Below are 16,105 nucleotides of genomic sequence, written 5' to 3'. Positions count from 1 at the left end.
TTAATACCAAGTGTTATAAATGGATAAAAAATCATTAAATAATAAATGAATAAATATCACTGAAGTTGTACGGCTATATAGATTGCAAATGCTTATGCTTTATTATATAAAATGCCAACTCAAGAATACTCCTAAGGATGTTATGGAAAACAGTAATTCAAATAACAGGAAGTTGATGGCGTTCTATATAACTTGCTTAATCAGCTATATTCTTGGTGGGTTATGTCTTACGCAGTTTAAATTAACAATCCAAAGTGTTCCGCAAACAATATATTTGATTATCATAGTAGGTTTGTTCTTTTTATATGGAATTATTTTCCTGTTTATGTTGTTTCAGTATTTATGCAGAAAAGATCTAACATGTCTCATAGTCTTAGGTATGGCATTTCTTAGCAATAATATTTTCTTTGTAGAAACTATCTATATCGTTCAGGATTTAATCAATGATCACACTTCGATAGAAAAAAGAACTAACGATATCGCTATATTCTATTATTTTCGCCAACTGAGTTTTATTGCTTTATTATTTGTATCCTTGAAATCTTATAAAGCATCTTCGACAATCCTTGAAACCAAAGAAAGAGAACCATGCTATATAGCGGTAGCATTTTTGATCATGTTGGCTATCGCTGTCCTGGCACATAGCCTGGCCAGTTATAACCCGGGCATGACCCTTGAGATTACGAGCTTAAAATCCGACAACATAACCGTACACTGGCATATTGGCTACATTTACTCTCTGATCGTTGCCTGGGGATTGGTTCTACTCTATTTGGTCATTAAAACCAAAACGCATAACATCTTATGGAAAAGTATCGGCTTACTGTGTTGCTCAGGAATATTAACCAATGTGCTGCTATTAAGTTTAGATGAATATAGTATGTATATTTGGTATATCAGCAGAGGGATTGAGGTGATCAGTACCCTTTGTATAATATCGATCTTAATGTATAACACTTTTATCATTCTAAAAAAAGAAACGGATTCGGCTATCAAAGATGCCATGACCAAAATATACAACCGGAAACTATTCTATAGATCGTTAAAAGCATCGCTAGCGAAAGGCGTGGTTTGCGTAATGGTTTTGGATATCGACAAATTTAAACGCATTAACGATACCTATGGGCATCAGGAGGGGGATCGGGTAATCATTAGTATTGTTGATATAATAAACAAGTCAGTTAGAGATTCGGATATCTTTGCGCGCATCGGCGGCGAGGAGTTTGCGATTCTTCTTAAGTGCAAGGATAAAGATGAAGCTATTGTCGTTGCAGAACGAATCAGAAGAAATGTTGAGCATGGAACGACTATACCCAATGCCTATGATTTAAAAGAAAAGATGACGATCAGCATCGGTGTATATTGTACTAAAGTTGATGATGACTCAGCGGATAAAGTTGTTTCTTATGCGGATGCTGCGCTGTATGACGCCAAAAACTCTGGCAGAAATAAGGTGTGTTACTACTATCATTAAAAGTAAAATGAATACTGCCTGAAAACGCAAAGTTTACTCTTCGGGTTCAGGCAATATATACAAATCATCCAGCGAGCTCGGCACTCCGGCGACGGCGCAGACTATTCCACGAGTAGATCGCGTTAAACAGTACAACCCCCGCGGTCACGCAGAAGACCGCGCGAAAGCCGTAGTTGGCGGATATTGCCGCCCCCATTAATGGTCCCGTTACGTTGCCGATGTCGCGAAATGACTGGTTATAACTGAAAATACGCCCGGCTATTTGGTTGGTTGAGTTATAAACCAGCAGCGTTTGCACCGCCGGGAGCAGAGCACCGTCGGCAGCACCCAATAAAAAACGCAGAACGCCCAATTGCCAGGGAGTTTGTACAAATGACATCGGGATCAGCAGTAGCACGGAAATAATCAGCGCGACGATTAGAATCTTCTCCGGGCCAATCCGGTCACCGAGTTTGCCAAGCCTTGGGGCACTGATTAACGCTGCTACGCCGGGTACGGAGGCAATCATCCCACTAATGAACGCGATATTACTGACGTTCCCGGCTAACTCCCGCACGTATAACGTCAGGATTGGCGCAATAGAACCGGTCGCCACCTGAATGATTAAGGTAGTGACAAACAGGCTCAGCACCAGTTTGGGGTTTTTTAACGAGGCCACGACTTCGCGTATGTGCAGCATCTCTTTCTTGCTTACCGGCTGAAAACGCTCGCGGATAAAAAATAGCGTCAGGATAAAACAGACCAGCAGTACGCTGGCGGTAATGAAGAACACGGGACGCAATCCATAATGGTCCGCGAGTAGTCCACCTGCCAGCGGCCCTAGCAGTGCGCCGCTGACACCGCCGGTAGAGAGCGTTCCCAGCGCCCAACCGCTTTTATTGCGTGGAACCTGGGTGGCGATCAACGCATTGGCGTTGGGAATGAAACCGCCGAGCAGACCGAGCAGCGCGCGCAGAACCAGGAACTGCCAGATATTTTGCGCCAGGCCCATCAGTAGCATCACAATAGCCATACCCAATGCGGAACGCAGCAGCATGATTTTTCGCCCTTTGCGGTCGGCAAGGCCACCCCAGAAAGGGGAGGCGATGGCTGAAAACAAAAAGGTGATGCTGAAGACCAGACCTGACCACATGTTCAGGGCGCTATGCCCCGTGACGCCGAGACTCTCAACGTACAAGGGTAAAAAGGGCATGACCAGGCTAAATGCTGCGCCGGTTAAAAAACAACCTATCCAGGCAACGGTGAGGTTGCGTTTCCAGTTTATGGGGGCATCTGAGGGTGACATAACGATCCGCAGTGTGATGCGCTGTATGCGCTATCGATTGAATATAAGTAAGCAGACTAATTATGCGCCCGGTTGATAGTTGCTGCAATGCGGATAGCAGTTAAACCTAAAGCGAGTCAGGAGAGGGTTGCAGCCCACTGGACTGCAACCGTGTTTTAGTACAGGGAAGGGGCGCCTTCAGGACGGGTCTTGAAGCGACGATGCAGCCACATATATTGTTCTGGGGCCATCATGATGCATTGCTCAACGATCTTATTCATCCATGCAGCTGTGGTCTCCGCGTCGTCTAATGGCGGTGAACATTCTGGCGGCAGCATAATCAATTGATACCCTTTCCCGTCGGGCTTACGACGAGGAACAAATGGCACCAGGCACGCATTCGACATGCGTGAAAGCATCCAGGTCCCGGAGGTCGTGGCGGCCTGTTCAACGGCAAACAGCGGCACAAACACGCTGGCGCGAGGACCGTAGTCATGATCCGGCGCGTACCAGACCACTTCGCCTTTTTTCAACGCTTTAATCATTCCTTTCAAGTCCTTACGATCAAGCATTGATTTATTAGAGCGCATGCGTCCCCAGGTCTGTAACCAGTCGAGCAGCGGGTTGTCATTAGGACGATACACACCGATACCAGGCTCCTGCAGACCAAACTGACGCGCACCCAGTTCCAGGGTCAGAAAGTGCAGACCGACTAACAGGATCCCCCGCTTTTGCGCCTGAACGTCACGGATATGTTCCATCCCGATCACTTCTGTCCAGCGTGAAATGCGCTTATCGGACCAAAACCAGGCCATCCCGGTTTCCATTACGCCCATGCCGACGGACTCGAAGTTCCTGACGACCATCTGCTGGCGTTCCTGCTCACTCATCTGCGGGAAGCACAGCTCCAGATTACGTGAAACGATTTTTGCCCGGCGTTTCATCAAACGCAACGCCAGACGACCTAATGCACAGCCCAACTTATAAAGTACCGGGTAGGGCAACTGCACGATTAACCAAAGGATGCCAATACCCAGCCAGGTTAACCAATAACGTGGATGCAGTAGCGCAGCCGAAAACTTGGGTAAATTCGTCATGTCTATCCTGTCTTCAAACGACCAATTCCCTGTATTGTCGCATTTTTTCGCGCGTATCAAAAATTTGTGACGGGAGAACGGTGATTAAATCGGCAATTGTTGTTGCGTTTTTATCGTGAAGTAAGAAATGTAGCGTAAAATGTATGGATGTAAATTGGCGATGTTTGCTTTATGATGCCGCCGATTTTCATTTACTCCCTATTTGCAGGATACGTACACCATGCCAGTGTTACACAACCGCATTTCGAACGACGCGCTCAAAGCCAAAATGCTGGCCGAGACTGAGCCGCGCACGACGATCTCGTTTTATAAATATTTCACCATCGATGACCCGCAACATACGCGTGATGCGTTGTACCAACTGTTCACTGCGCTGAATGTGTTCGGGCGTGTATATCTTGCCCATGAAGGCATTAACGCGCAAATCAGCGTGCCGCAAAGCAACGTGGATGCATTCCGCCAACAGCTGTATGCGTTCAATCCCGCACTGGATGGATTACGTCTTAATATCGCCCTGGACGATGACGGAAAATCATTCTGGGTGCTACGCATGAAAGTTCGCGAACGTATTGTGGCGGATGGTATTGATGATCCTGACTTTAACGCCAGCGACGTGGGTGATTACCTGAAGGCGGCAGAAGTGAACGCCATGTTGGACGATCCTGAGGCGGTATTCATTGATATGCGCAACCACTATGAATATGAGGTGGGGCATTTCGAGAATGCGCTGGAGATCCCGGCAGACACATTCCGTGACCAGTTGCCGAAAGCGGTTGAAATGATGCAGGCGCATAAAGATAAAAAAATAGTTATGTACTGCACGGGCGGGATCCGCTGTGAGAAGGCCAGCGCCTGGATGAAACACAACGGATTTAGCAAAGTCTGGCACATTGAGGGGGGGATTATTGAATATGCCCGCAAGGCGCGTGAACAGGGGCTTCCGGTACGTTTCATCGGCAAAAATTTCGTTTTTGATGAGCGTATGGGCGAAAGGATCTCTGAAGATATTATCGCGCATTGTCATCAGTGCGGAACCGCATGCGACAGCCACACTAATTGTAAAAATGATGGCTGCCATCTGCTGTTTATCCAGTGCCCGGCTTGCGCGCAGAAGTATAAAGGCTGCTGTAGTGAGCTGTGTTGCGAAGAGAGTGAGTTGCCGGAAGAAGAGCAACGACGTCGTCGCGCCGGGCGTGAAAATGGCAACAAAATCTTTAATAAATCCCGCGGTCGTCTGAATACCAAACTGGGTATTCCGGATCCCGCGCAATAAAAACGTTGCCGGATGATGGCTATCGCCTCATCCGGCAACATTTATGCGTTACTTCTGCTGCACACCTTCCACTGAGATGATTAAATCGACTTCCTGTGAAGCAGGGCCGAGATCGGTGGTGATATTGAAGTCTTTCAGTTTAATCTTACCTTGCGCTTCAAAACCGGCGCGCGTACCACCCCATGGATCGCCACCCTGACCGATCAACTTCGCGTCCAGCGTCACTGGTTTGGTGACGCCATTCAGCGTCAGGTTACCGGTGATATCGAGGTCGTTCCCCTCTTTTTTCACGCTGGTGGAGCTAAAGGTCGCCTGCGGGAATTTAGCCACGTTAAGGAAATCCGCGCTACGCAGATGCTTATCGCGTTCGGCGTGGTTGGTGTCAACACTGTTGGTGTTGATGGTGACGTTAACCTTATCGGCTGCGGGATTTTTTTCATCAAAGGTGAACGTACCGTCGAAATCTTTAAAGGTGCCGTACAGCCAGCTGTAACCCAGATGCTGAATACGGAAATTAACAAAGGCATGCTGTCCCTCTTTGTCAATTTTGTAATCTGCCGCCATAGCCGATCCGGTCGTGAATAACAGAGAGGCGAGTGTCAATCCCAGCAGGTTTTTTTTCATTTTAAGCTCCATAGTCAGATGACGATTTTCCCAACATGCGATTCAGGGTATCGTCGTTATCGATAAAGTGATGTTTCAGGGCCATAAGCCCATGAAGAAGCGATAAAACCACCACGGTCCATGCCAGCCACAGGTGCAGGCTGCCGGCAAGGTCGGCCTGAGCGCCCGCGTTGGCAAGGGTGGCGGGAATATCAAACCAACCAAATACGCTTATCGCTTTGCCATCTGCGGTCGAGATCAGATAACCGCTGATAACAATCGAAAAGAGCAGGGCGTAGAGTGCAAGGTGACCCATTGCCGCTGCGATGCGGGTTAAGCGGGAATAGCTTGTCAGCGCAACTGGGGGAGGGGAGAACAACCGCCAGACAACGCGAATGACCAGTCCCATCATGAGCAGGATCCCGATGCTTTTATGCAGTTCAGGGGCCTGGTGATACCAGCCATCGTAATAACTGAGCGTGACCATCCATAAACCCAACGCAAACATGCCATATACAGCAATCGCCATCAGCCAGTGCAATGCGACAGACACCACGCCATAGCGCTGTGGACTATTAGTGAATTGCATAAGTACACCGTTAGATATTTCAGGAGTAAATGAAAATGGCGCGTAAAAGACATTAATGCAACTAATAAATAACAATGATGATGATATTTATTTTCACATTCAATAAAATTGATTGAATATTGATGTCATCATCAAGGTATTAGAGAGAATGAGCAAAAGGTGGGCATTATTACACGGTGTTGATAGGGTTTTCTTATTCAGTTTATTGCAATGAAATTTAAGTAAATATCAGTTTTTGTCAATTAGTGTCAGTGCAATCTGGTCAGAAAAACATAATATATATCACATCCATAATTGCCAGCAGCGACCATAAAATAATGTAGAGCATAAGATGCTCACGAATATTATTAACCAGATAGTGAAAGATGCGCCGCATCGATGTTATTCCTGTCATTAAAAATGGCCTCACCACGAGGCCATTAATCATTATCGCGTAAAGCGACTCAGCCTGAATGGCGTCAGGTCAAAGGCTGGCGGTTTGTCCTGCGCAAAGTCCGCGGCTATTTCCCCCAGTACGGAGGCAAACTTAAAGCCATGTCCGCTCAGTCCGGTGATGATCAGGGTATTGTCATGTTCAGGTAGCGTATCAATGATAAAGTCTTCATCCGGCGAATTATCGTAAGTGCAGGATGCACCGTGCAGACAACAGCCAATGCCTGGCAGAACTGTACGCAGGAATGGGAAAGCTTCGGAGCCATCGCTGGCCACAGCGGCAAACGGCTTGCGCTCTTCGGCAGCGTGAATTACCTGTCCGCCGTTGTGCTTACCAATTTTTAGTTCGTCGTTTTCTGCCGGAAAACCGTAGTACTGATCGCCATTTGGTAACTCGCCGGTAAAGGCCGGGAAGTTATTTTTAACGCTATAGCGGCCATCGGCTTGATACCATGCGAACACTTTGCGCACTGGCTGTATCGGCAGTTCCGGTACTAATGCCTGCACCCATGTCCCGGCGCTGACCAGGGCTTTTTTGGCGTGGTAGTCACCGTCGGCGGTTTCTACCGTGACGCCATCTTCACTATGATGAACAGCCGTGACCGGGCATTTAAACAGCTGTGCGCAGCCAGCTTCTTCAGCCAGACGAATCCAGGTTTTAATCGCTAACTCACTACGCAAAAAGCCCGACTCAGCTTCAAACAGACCAATATAATTTTCAGGTACGCGAATCTCGGGCCAGCGAGCCATGATGGCGGCGGCATCAAGATGTTCGACGTTGAGTTGCCACTGTTTCGCGCTTTGCGTTGCGGTAGCTAAGAAAGTTGAATCTGCCGGGCCCAGATTGATAACCCCGGTGCGTACAAAAATCGGTTCTTCATTTTGAGTGGAAAGTTCATCCCACAATGTCTGCGCGCGCAGCACCAGCGGAACGTATTTCTCACCTTCGCCATAAGCATGACGAATTAATCGTGTGTCGCCGTGGTGGCTGCCCTGTTGATGTGGTGGCATATGCGCATCGATCATCAGAACGTTCAGACCGGCGCGAGTGGCATAGTATCCGGCTGCGGCACCCACGGAACCGCTGCCAATAATGATTAAGTCGTATTTCATCCGCTTCTCTCTGCAATCGCGATAGTAGCAGGGTAAATAACTGACCTGGAATATTCAACCGGGAAATAAGAAAGGCACCGTTAAGGTGCCTTTTGATGGTTGGATGTATCAGATTTAATGGCGCTGATACTCATTTACCTGGTAATCGCCGGATTCAATTTTGGCGATTCCTGCTTCTAATATCGAAATAAATTGCCTGGCAACATCAGTGGTTAACCAGAGCGTTTGACCAACTTCAGTCCCATCCGGGTCCGGTCGATTCGGGGTCTGGTAGTGCAAACGCAGCATCAGCGCGTCGTAGCTATCAACGGTGCTGATGTCCCATCCTACAAGCGGATGAGTCTGAATGACTTCATTATTCTTTTCCATCATGCCCCCTAATTCGTGTTACTAGACAACGGTTTTCGAGGTTCAATGCATTTTTTTTCTGAAGCAACTTCAGTATATCAATAAATAAGGGTATTCATTGAAAATTTAAAGAGGGCAGCGCATAAATTTATAGTTTTCAGCGTTATCTGACTAATAAAGCAACATGTCATTCATTTTTTTTTAGCAAGTTGCACAATTATTTTGTTGTTCTGGTTAAAAGATAACCAGGAAATGAATATTAAATTAAATGGCCGCCAGGGGGAGTCTGCATTTTTTTTAAAACTGCGTGTAAAAAAAAGCCGGGGCGACCCGGCAAACAAACATCACTGCATATCATTATTTATTCATTGATAAACCAGTCATCCGCGCTTTCCCAGGTCTCCTGCAAGATCTCGCTGATGCGTTCTTTGTCCTCTTTGGTCGCGCCAATTACCGACAGATTGTTAGCTCCGGCATAACGGACGGTAACGTTACCCTCGTTATCCGGAAAATGATGATGAATACGGCGGGAGAGTTCACCTGCCAATGCGTCAATCGCACCGGCAGGCAAAGGTGAAGTTTTGGCAATAGTGACTTCAATACGCATAATAGCCCCCTGTTGAATATACTGTTTATTTATACAGTTATTCAGATCGGTTGGCTACACTTTTTTTAGCTTTTTACTGACCAGCGTACCGTTTCGCCACCCAGGAAAGGCACCAGCGTGTCATCTGTCAGCGTAATGCTCTCCGGGACATGGTGCTCCACGCGTTCAAGCTCAATAAAAGTCTCATTCACCGGCAGACCATAGAATTGCGGACCATTGAGTGAGCAGAAGGCTTCAAAATGGCTCAGTGCATTCATCTCTTCAAATACGGTGGCATAGCTGCCCAGCGCGGTCGGGGCGTTAAAACACCCGGCACAGCCGCAACTGGATTCTTTGCGATGACGGGCATGCGGCGCTGAGTCGGTACCAAGGAATGCACGGCTAAATCCGCTGGCGACCAGCTCACGTAGCGCCTGTTGGTGGACGTTACGTTTAAGGATTGGCAGACAATACAGGTGCGGACGAATGCCGCCGACCAGCATGTGGTTGCGGTTAAACATCAAATGTTGTGGCGTAATGGTGGCGGCGAGAAGCTCGTTACCATCCCGCACATATTCGGCAGCATCTTTAGTGGTGATATGTTCAAACACGACTTTCAGCGCAGTCAACCGCTGACGCAGCGGTTCCATCACCGTCTCAATAAAGCGTGCTTCGCGATCGAAAATATCGATATCCGCATGCGTCACTTCACCATGCACCAATAGCGGCATACCCAATTTTTCCATCCGTTCCAGCACAGGCATGATGGCCTCAATAGAGGTTACGCCATGCGTTGAGTTGGTGGTGGCATTCGCCGGGTAGAGTTTCGCGGCGGTAAACACGCCTTCGCTGAAACCTCGCTCCAGCTCATTGGGATCCAATGTATCCGTTAAATAGCAGGTCATTAAGGGCGTGAAGTCGTGTCCGGCAGGTACCGCATCAAGAATGCGTTGGCGATAAGCGATAGCTGCATCAACTGTGGTGACGGGCGGTGCCAGGTTCGGCATGACAATGGCGCGGCCGTAAATTTCGCTGGTATAGGGCACGACAGTTTTTAACATGTCGCCATCGCGAAAGTGAAGATGCCAGTCGTCTGGGCGGCGGATCTTTAAAACCTGGGATGGTGCAGTCATCAATATGCTCCGGCTGAGGATTGTCTTTTTTGCCGGAAACAAAGGATAAGCGGAAACGTTTTCGTTTGCACGAAAAAAAAGGGCGCATCAGCGCCCTCTGGTTTATTAGTCGGTGAATGGGATGATGATTTCGCCCGGTTTCACTTCTATACCTTTCGCCAGTTTTTTCGCCAGCGCTTCACCCTGACTGCTGTCGTCCTGCAGAACATAGGCAGGCTGTTGGTTAAAGTAATTACGCAGCGACTGGTTTAAATACGGCATCAGCGTTTGTAGCACCGACTGCATTTTTTCAGGTGTGACGGTCGCGTCCACGACTTCCATCTCTTGCAAGTAAATCGCGCCTTTCTCTTTATTGAAGACCGGTAGCGCTTTAAGTTTCAGCTTCATGGTGGCTTTCTGACTGCCAAACAGGGAATTCATGTCCAGGTTGGCATCACCCGTCAGAGTCACTTTATTAGGCTCTTCACGCCCTATCTGACTGGCGAGATTGCTCAGTACGATGTGTGCTTCAGCGACGCCGGGCAAACCGATATCTTTTGAAAAGTTATTATGCTTCGCCAGCGCCTGATTAATCTCTTGCTCGCTAACCGTATATTGCGTGAGTTGATTACAACCAACCAACAGGCCGCCGACAATCAGTGCAGCGGCAAAAAAAAGCTTTTTCATGGGAGTCCTCAACATGATGCATATGGCGTAATCGTGACACAAAGCATCATCGAGTACCAGCGCCCCGGGCACCAGCAGAAAAAACTGAAAAGTGCTCGTGCGCCGGATTAGCTATCAGGCATCGGGTTCCAGCATGCCGCGCGTCGGGCGTTTGTGGCTGAATTGCCAGCCCAAAGCCAGGAAGGTGATGAAGCCGATAATACCGAGCATCATCCATGGCAATTCAGGCTGCGCCAGGGCTTTGCCCATATCAAACAGCCAGCCGCCGCCGACATAACCAATTGCGCCGCCGATGGCGAGCCCAAGTCGGCTGAAGCCCATGTAACTTCCTCGCGCCCGTGCATTGGCCAGCGAGGCGCTCAGGGTTTCACGCGCCGGTTCGGCGATGATCGAGCCGATATAGAAGGTGCAGATCAGCGTGAATAGCTGCTGTAAATTGCCGACCAGACCGATGGGCATCATGCTCAGAGACATCACCAGCAGACCGGCCATCAGGCGATGTTCCAGGCGAAAACGTTTTTCACTCCACCGGGCAATAGGGTAGAGCAGCGTTAACGAGAGGCATGCTTCGATGGCATACATCCATTTCACGGCGGCAGGCGAGCCAGCGATGTCGTTCACCATGATTGGCAGCATTAACATGACCTGTACCGCCAGCATGTAATAACCCGCCAGCGTCAGCACATAGGTGACAAAACGTTTGTCATGCATCACGTGGCCCATCCCTTCACGCACCGGAATTTTCACCGTCGACAATTTCCATGCCGGGAGTAGCCAGGCGTTAAACGCCGCGCACAGAACAAACAAAATGGCTCCTGTCGCGCAGACCAGGCGGAAATCGTACTGTAACAGCCAACTGCCAAGTAACGCGCCAACCACGGCGCCTGCGCTATCCTGCATCATCAGGATAGAGAAAAAACGCCCGCGCTTTTCCGGGCGGATCAGTTTGACCACCAGCGCCGAACGGGGAGGGTCGAACAGCGTGCCGCCCAGCCCGGAAAGAAAACAGGAAAACCACAGCAGCCAAGGCTCGTGGGCAATACCCATGGTGGCGAACCCGGCGGCGCGCATCAGCATACCGGTGACGATCATCGGTTTTGCGCCGAAACGGTCAGCAATAGCGCCGCCAAAAATACCCAGACCTTGCTGAATAAATTGACGCAATCCTAACGCGATCCCGACCATAACGGCAGCCCAGCCCATTTGGTCGACGAAGCGAATTGAGATCAGCGGGAAAACGACGAAGAAGCCCAGCACGACCAGCATATTATCAATGAGAAGGAAGTATTTACCCAGGTTCCTTGCCTGCGAGACTTGCGACATTTCCCCTCCCGGGAAAAACTCGTCACTCTGGTTAGAGTTTAAAAGATAAGCATCTCCTATTCTGCGGTGTCGTCATCGCTTTTCCCACCCTTGGCGGGACAATATTTTTTTATCAAAAGTCCGTCTTGATAGAGAGTTTTCATCAAAATGTGTGAATAATTCAAAAAATGGCAATTTGCTCTTTTCAAAGGGCATATTTGCACAGGTATAGTATCGCGAATAGCGTATTGAAGACGTTACGGGAAGGAGTAGGTATAGAATGTTTGGCTATCGCAGTAACGTGCCAAAAGTGCGCTTAACCACGGACCGCCTGGTCGTGCGTTTAGTGCACGAGCGTGATGCCTGGCGTCTGGCAGATTATTACGCAGAAAATCGTCATTTCTTAAAACCCTGGGAACCTATTCGCGATGAAAGCCACTGTTATCCCTCCGGCTGGCAGGCGCGTCTGAGTATGATCTCTGAGTTTCATAAACAAGGCACCGCGTATTATTTTGTGCTGCTCGATCCGGAAGAAAAAGAGATTATCGGCGTCGCGAACTTCTCGAACGTGGTGCGGGGATCTTTCCACGCTTGTTATCTCGGTTATTCCATTGCGCAAAAGTGGCAGGGGCAGGGGCTGATGTACGAAGCTTTAACCTCGGCCATTCGTTATATGCAGCGCACGCAGCATATTCACCGCATTATGGCGAACTATATGCCGCACAATAAACGTAGTGGTGACTTGCTGGCGCGACTCGGTTTTGAAAAAGAAGGGTATGCCAAAGATTACCTGCTGATTGACGGGCAGTGGCGCGATCATGTGCTGACGGCGTTGACCACATCAGAATGGACCCCTGGCCGCTAAGTTTCAGATTAGCCATGAATAATGGAGAAGACGATGAAATACGAATTAACCGCCACCGAAGCACGCGTGATTGGCTGTTTACTGGAAAAACAGGTCACCACGCCCGAACAGTATCCGCTTTCTGTCAATGGCGTCGTCACCGCCTGCAATCAAAAAACGAATCGTGAACCGGTGATGAATCTGTCGGAATCGGAAGTGCAGGATCAGCTTGATAACCTGGTGAAGCGGCATTTTCTGCGTACGGTGAGCGGCTTTGGTAATCGCGTCACGAAATATGAGCAGCGTTTCTGCAACTCTGAATTTGGCAATCTGAAACTCAGCGCAGGCGAGGTGGCGCTGGTCACCACGCTGTTGCTGCGCGGCGCGCAAACGCCGGGCGAACTGCGAAGCCGTGCTTCGCGAATGTACGAATTCCGCGATATGGCTGAAGTGGAGTCGACGCTGGAAAAACTGGCGACCCGTGAAGATGGCCCTTATGTGATCCGTCTGGCGCGCGAGCCGGGTAAACGCGAAAGTCGCTATATGCACCTGTTTTGCGGTGATGTTGATGAGCCCATCGCTGCGGCAGATGAACTCCCGGTCGCGTCTGGCGATCTGCAGGCGCGCGTTGAAGCCCTGGAAACAGAAGTCGCGGAACTTAAGCAGCGGCTGGATTCTTTGTTGGCGCACCTGGGAGACTAACGTGAATAAATTACGTATCGGTGTTGTCGGTCTGGGTGGCATTGCGCAAAAAGCCTGGCTGCCCGTACTGGGCAGTTCCGCAGACTGGACGCTGCAAGGCGCGTTTTCACCTTCGCGGGAAAAAGCGCTGCGTGTCTGTGAGACCTGGCGCATACCCTACGTTGACTCCCTGGTGAATCTGGCGAAAACCTGCGACGCGGTTTTCGTCCATTCCAGCACCGCGACGCATTTTGCGGTGGTCAGTGAACTCCTGAATGCCGGGGTCCATGTGTGTGTGGATAAACCGCTGGCGGAAAACCTGCGTGAGGCTGAACAACTGGTCGAGCTGGCCGCGCGGAAAAAACTGACGTTGATGGTCGGCTTTAACCGCCGATTTTCGCCGCTGTATCAGGATCTCAAAGCCCAGTTGGGCAACGCAGCGTCTGTGCGTATGGATAAGCATCGTTCGGACAGCGTGGGGCCGCATGACCTGCGTTTCACTCTGCTGGATGACTATCTGCACGTGGTCGATACTGCGTTGTGGTTGGCAGGAGGGAGGGCGCAGTTAAATAGCGGTACTCTGCTGACTAATGACGCTGGCGTGATGCTCTACGCCGAGCACCATTTTTCTGTCGATCAGCTACAGATAACAACCAGTATGCATCGGCGTGCAGGTAGCCAGCGGGAGTGCGTTCAGGCGGTGACCGATGGGGGACTGATTGACGTCACAGATATGCGGGAATGGCGGGAAGAACGCGGGCAAGGTGTCGTACACAAGCCGATAGCAGGCTGGCAAACGACCTTAGAACAGCGAGGTTTTGCCGGATGTGCGCGGCATTTCATGGAGTGTGTGCAAAATCAGACGGTTCCTCAGACGGCAGGCGAGCAGGCGCTACTGGCCCAGCGTGTTGTCGAAAAGCTATGGCGGGAGGCGATGGCTGAATAACCGCCTGTAACATCTGGCGGTAGTAATTCATTGTAATCCAGGTACTATATGCCAACTCAAAATAACACCTCTTTTCAACCATAGGCTGGCTTGTAGGCCTGATAACACGCTGCGGCGTCGCCATCAGGCACAGTGACATTGCCGGATGGCGATGTTGGTTATACGGGGTTTTGCCTCAGGGTCTGGAATACAACATAGATGAATTTATTAAAGTCGCTGGCAGCCGTCAGCTCGATGACGATGTTTTCACGTGTGCTGGGTTTTGCGCGTGATGCGATTGTCGCCAGAATCTTTGGCGCAGGGATGGCGACCGATGCCTTTTTTGTGGCCTTCAAACTTCCTAACCTGCTGCGCCGAATTTTTGCTGAAGGCGCATTTTCTCAGGCGTTTGTGCCTATTCTGGCTGAATACAAAAGTAAGCAGGGTGAGGATGCTACCCGCGTGTTTGTTGCCTATGTTTCAGGGCTGCTGACGCTGGCGCTGGCCGTGGTGACGGTTGCCGGGATGCTGGCTGCGCCGTGGGTGATTTTAGTCACTGCGCCAGGGTTTGCCGACACCGCCGACAAATTTGCCTTGACGACCCAACTGCTGCGGATCACCTTTCCTTATATCCTGCTGATTTCACTGGCCTCGCTGGTCGGCGCAATCCTTAACACCTGGAACCGCTTTTCTATTCCGGCGTTTGCGCCGACCTTTTTGAATATCAGCATGATCGGTTTTGCGCTGTTTGCCGCGCCTTATTTTAATCCTCCGGTACTGGCGCTGGCATGGGCCGTGACCGTTGGCGGCGTGCTGCAACTGGTGTATCAACTGCCGCATCTGAAGAAAATTGGCATGCTGGTGCTGCCGCGCGTGAACTTCCGCGATGCGGGGGCGATGCGCGTCGTCAAGCAAATGGGGCCGGCGATCCTCGGGGTTTCCGTCAGCCAGATTTCACTGATCATCAATACGATTTTCGCCTCATTTCTGGCCTCCGGCTCGGTTTCCTGGATGTATTACGCCGACCGTTTGATGGAGTTCCCGTCCGGCGTCCTTGGCGTGGCGCTGGGGACTATCCTGTTGCCATCGCTATCAAAAAGCTTTTCCAGCGGTAATCATGATGAATATTGTCGTCTGATGGACTGGGGGCTGCGTCTGTGTTTTCTGCTGGCATTACCCAGCGCTGTGGCGTTGGGTATTCTGGCAAAACCGCTGACGGTTTCTTTGTTTCAGTACGGTAAATTTACCGCCTTTGATGCCGCCATGACCCAGCGCGCGCTGGTGGCATACTCGGTCGGTTTGATTGGTTTGATCGTGGTGAAAGTTCTGGCCCCTGGCTTTTACTCGCGCCAGGATATTAAAACGCCGGTGAAAATTGCTATTGTGACGCTGATTATGACTCAGGTGATGAACCTGGCGTTTATCGGCCCGCTGAAGCATGCCGGGCTGTCGCTGTCGATTGGTCTGGCGGCATGTCTGAACGCTTCACTGCTTTACTGGCAGTTGCGTAAACAGAAAATCTTTACCCCGCAACCGGGCTGGGCCTGGTTTCTGGCGCGTCTGGTGATTTCCGTCGTGGTGATGTCAGCGGTCCTGTTCGGGATGCTCTATATCATGCCGGACTGGTCGCAGGGAACGATGTTGTGGCGTTTACTGCGTCTGATGGCCGTCGTGGTGGCTGGGATTGCAGCTTACTTCGCCGCGCTTGCTGTGCTGGGCTTTAAAGTGAAAGAGTTTGTGCGCCGGACGGCGTAACCGATAATTGCCGGATGGCG

17 protein-coding genes are annotated in these 16,105 nt (G+C 50.0%); 6 read left to right on the top strand and 11 right to left on the bottom strand.

What is annotated here, in order from left to right:
* The first annotated feature begins 142 nt into the window (after positions 1 to 142).
* On the top strand, positions 143 to 1,474 hold the full coding sequence (locus OGV69_RS19660) for a sensor domain-containing diguanylate cyclase (RefSeq protein ID WP_069323363.1): 1,332 nt from the start codon (positions 143 to 145) through the stop codon (positions 1,472 to 1,474).
* A gap of 64 nt (positions 1,475 to 1,538) precedes the next feature.
* Here OGV69_RS19660 and mdtG read toward each other — a convergent pair whose 3' ends face one another.
* A complete protein-coding gene (gene mdtG / locus OGV69_RS19655; RefSeq protein WP_038639648.1) occupies positions 1,539 to 2,759 on the bottom strand; it encodes a multidrug efflux MFS transporter MdtG in 1,221 nt (406 codons plus the stop codon).
* A 155-nt stretch (positions 2,760 to 2,914) separates the two neighbouring features.
* Positions 2,915 to 3,835, bottom strand: a complete 921-nt coding sequence (locus tag OGV69_RS19650) for a Kdo(2)-lipid IV(A) acyltransferase (RefSeq protein ID WP_038639653.1) — start codon at positions 3,833 to 3,835, stop codon at positions 2,915 to 2,917.
* Positions 3,836 to 4,055: 220 nt separating this feature from the next.
* Here OGV69_RS19650 and trhO point away from each other — a divergent pair, with 220 nt between their 5' ends.
* Positions 4,056 to 5,108: an oxygen-dependent tRNA uridine(34) hydroxylase TrhO gene (gene trhO / locus OGV69_RS19645; RefSeq protein ID WP_069323307.1), complete on the top strand. Its 1,053-nt coding sequence runs from the start codon at positions 4,056 to 4,058 to the stop codon at positions 5,106 to 5,108.
* A 48-nt stretch (positions 5,109 to 5,156) separates the two neighbouring features.
* Here trhO and OGV69_RS19640 read toward each other — a convergent pair whose 3' ends face one another.
* The 9 genes from OGV69_RS19640 to mdtH form a co-directional block, all read right to left on the bottom strand.
* The gene (locus OGV69_RS19640; RefSeq protein WP_038639660.1) at positions 5,157 to 5,732 is read right to left on the bottom strand and encodes a YceI family protein; all 576 of its coding nucleotides are present in this window, start codon (positions 5,730 to 5,732) and stop codon (positions 5,157 to 5,159) included.
* A 1-nt stretch (position 5,733) separates the two neighbouring features.
* Positions 5,734 to 6,300, bottom strand: coding sequence for a cytochrome b (locus OGV69_RS19635; RefSeq protein ID WP_069323308.1), 567 nt, complete (start codon positions 6,298 to 6,300; stop codon positions 5,734 to 5,736).
* A gap of 262 nt (positions 6,301 to 6,562) precedes the next feature.
* A complete protein-coding gene (locus tag OGV69_RS19630) occupies positions 6,563 to 6,676 on the bottom strand; it encodes a YceO family protein (protein WP_003036148.1) in 114 nt (37 codons plus the stop codon).
* Between the two features lie 50 nt (positions 6,677 to 6,726).
* Positions 6,727 to 7,845, bottom strand: a complete 1,119-nt coding sequence (solA, locus tag OGV69_RS19625) for an N-methyl-L-tryptophan oxidase (RefSeq protein ID WP_069323309.1) — start codon at positions 7,843 to 7,845, stop codon at positions 6,727 to 6,729.
* 114 nt (positions 7,846 to 7,959) lie between these two features.
* Entirely contained in the window at positions 7,960 to 8,214 is a 255-nt protein-coding gene (gene bssS, locus OGV69_RS19620) for a biofilm formation regulator BssS (protein WP_003036154.1), read from the bottom strand.
* 340 nt (positions 8,215 to 8,554) lie between these two features.
* Positions 8,555 to 8,800: a DNA damage-inducible protein I gene (gene dinI / locus OGV69_RS19615; protein WP_006685106.1), complete on the bottom strand. Its 246-nt coding sequence runs from the start codon at positions 8,798 to 8,800 to the stop codon at positions 8,555 to 8,557.
* Between the two features lie 65 nt (positions 8,801 to 8,865).
* The gene (pyrC, locus tag OGV69_RS19610) at positions 8,866 to 9,912 is read right to left on the bottom strand and encodes a dihydroorotase (RefSeq protein ID WP_069323310.1); all 1,047 of its coding nucleotides are present in this window, start codon (positions 9,910 to 9,912) and stop codon (positions 8,866 to 8,868) included.
* A gap of 105 nt (positions 9,913 to 10,017) precedes the next feature.
* The gene (locus OGV69_RS19605) at positions 10,018 to 10,578 is read right to left on the bottom strand and encodes a lipoprotein (RefSeq protein ID WP_038639673.1); all 561 of its coding nucleotides are present in this window, start codon (positions 10,576 to 10,578) and stop codon (positions 10,018 to 10,020) included.
* Between the two features lie 114 nt (positions 10,579 to 10,692).
* A complete protein-coding gene (mdtH, locus tag OGV69_RS19600; RefSeq protein ID WP_038639676.1) occupies positions 10,693 to 11,901 on the bottom strand; it encodes a multidrug efflux MFS transporter MdtH in 1,209 nt (402 codons plus the stop codon).
* 259 nt (positions 11,902 to 12,160) lie between these two features.
* Here mdtH and rimJ point away from each other — a divergent pair, with 259 nt between their 5' ends.
* The 4 genes from rimJ to murJ all read left to right on the top strand — a co-directional run bounded on the left by rimJ (position 12,161) and on the right by murJ (position 16,085).
* Positions 12,161 to 12,745 (top strand): ribosomal protein S5-alanine N-acetyltransferase, encoded by a 585-nt coding sequence (gene rimJ / locus OGV69_RS19595; protein WP_069323311.1) that lies wholly within the window; start codon positions 12,161 to 12,163, stop codon positions 12,743 to 12,745.
* 33 nt (positions 12,746 to 12,778) lie between these two features.
* Positions 12,779 to 13,426, top strand: a complete 648-nt coding sequence (locus OGV69_RS19590) for a YceH family protein (protein ID WP_069323312.1) — start codon at positions 12,779 to 12,781, stop codon at positions 13,424 to 13,426.
* A 1-nt stretch (position 13,427) separates the two neighbouring features.
* The gene (locus OGV69_RS19585) at positions 13,428 to 14,351 is read left to right on the top strand and encodes a Gfo/Idh/MocA family protein (RefSeq protein ID WP_227408979.1); all 924 of its coding nucleotides are present in this window, start codon (positions 13,428 to 13,430) and stop codon (positions 14,349 to 14,351) included.
* A gap of 198 nt (positions 14,352 to 14,549) precedes the next feature.
* Positions 14,550 to 16,085, top strand: coding sequence for a murein biosynthesis integral membrane protein MurJ (gene murJ / locus OGV69_RS19580; RefSeq protein ID WP_038639684.1), 1,536 nt, complete (start codon positions 14,550 to 14,552; stop codon positions 16,083 to 16,085).
* The last annotated feature ends 20 nt before the right edge of the window (positions 16,086 to 16,105 follow it).

The sequence above is a fragment of the Citrobacter sp. Cc139 genome (assembly GCF_030334645.1).
Classification (GTDB): Bacteria; Pseudomonadota; Gammaproteobacteria; order Enterobacterales; family Enterobacteriaceae; genus Citrobacter; species Citrobacter werkmanii.
This window is presented reverse-complemented; position numbering and strand designations above follow the sequence as displayed.

Excerpts from the sequence above, each read along its gene's own strand:
- mdtG (WP_038639648.1), bottom strand. The coding sequence starts at position 2,759 with ATGTCACCCTCAGATGCCCCCATAAACTGGAAACGCAACCTCACCGTT.
- mdtH (WP_038639676.1), bottom strand. The coding sequence starts at position 11,901 with ATGTCGCAAGTCTCGCAGGCAAGGAACCTGGGTAAATACTTCCTTCTC.
- dinI (WP_006685106.1), bottom strand. The coding sequence starts at position 8,800 with ATGCGTATTGAAGTCACTATTGCCAAAACTTCACCTTTGCCTGCCGGT.
- pyrC (WP_069323310.1), bottom strand. The coding sequence starts at position 9,912 with ATGACTGCACCATCCCAGGTTTTAAAGATCCGCCGCCCAGACGACTGG.
- OGV69_RS19640 (WP_038639660.1), bottom strand. The coding sequence starts at position 5,732 with ATGAAAAAAAACCTGCTGGGATTGACACTCGCCTCTCTGTTATTCACG.
- solA (WP_069323309.1), bottom strand. The coding sequence starts at position 7,845 with ATGAAATACGACTTAATCATTATTGGCAGCGGTTCCGTGGGTGCCGCA.
- OGV69_RS19650 (WP_038639653.1), bottom strand. The coding sequence starts at position 3,835 with ATGACGAATTTACCCAAGTTTTCGGCTGCGCTACTGCATCCACGTTAT.
- bssS (WP_003036154.1), bottom strand. The coding sequence starts at position 8,214 with ATGGAAAAGAATAATGAAGTCATTCAGACTCATCCGCTTGTAGGATGG.
- OGV69_RS19635 (WP_069323308.1), bottom strand. The coding sequence starts at position 6,300 with ATGCAATTCACTAATAGTCCACAGCGCTATGGCGTGGTGTCTGTCGCA.
- OGV69_RS19590 (WP_069323312.1), top strand. The coding sequence starts at position 12,779 with ATGAAATACGAATTAACCGCCACCGAAGCACGCGTGATTGGCTGTTTA.
- rimJ (WP_069323311.1), top strand. The coding sequence starts at position 12,161 with ATGTTTGGCTATCGCAGTAACGTGCCAAAAGTGCGCTTAACCACGGAC.
- OGV69_RS19605 (WP_038639673.1), bottom strand. The coding sequence starts at position 10,578 with ATGAAAAAGCTTTTTTTTGCCGCTGCACTGATTGTCGGCGGCCTGTTG.
- trhO (WP_069323307.1), top strand. The coding sequence starts at position 4,056 with ATGCCAGTGTTACACAACCGCATTTCGAACGACGCGCTCAAAGCCAAA.
- OGV69_RS19660 (WP_069323363.1), top strand. The coding sequence starts at position 143 with ATGGAAAACAGTAATTCAAATAACAGGAAGTTGATGGCGTTCTATATA.
- OGV69_RS19630 (WP_003036148.1), bottom strand. The coding sequence starts at position 6,676 with ATGCGGCGCATCTTTCACTATCTGGTTAATAATATTCGTGAGCATCTT.
- murJ (WP_038639684.1), top strand. The coding sequence starts at position 14,550 with ATGAATTTATTAAAGTCGCTGGCAGCCGTCAGCTCGATGACGATGTTT.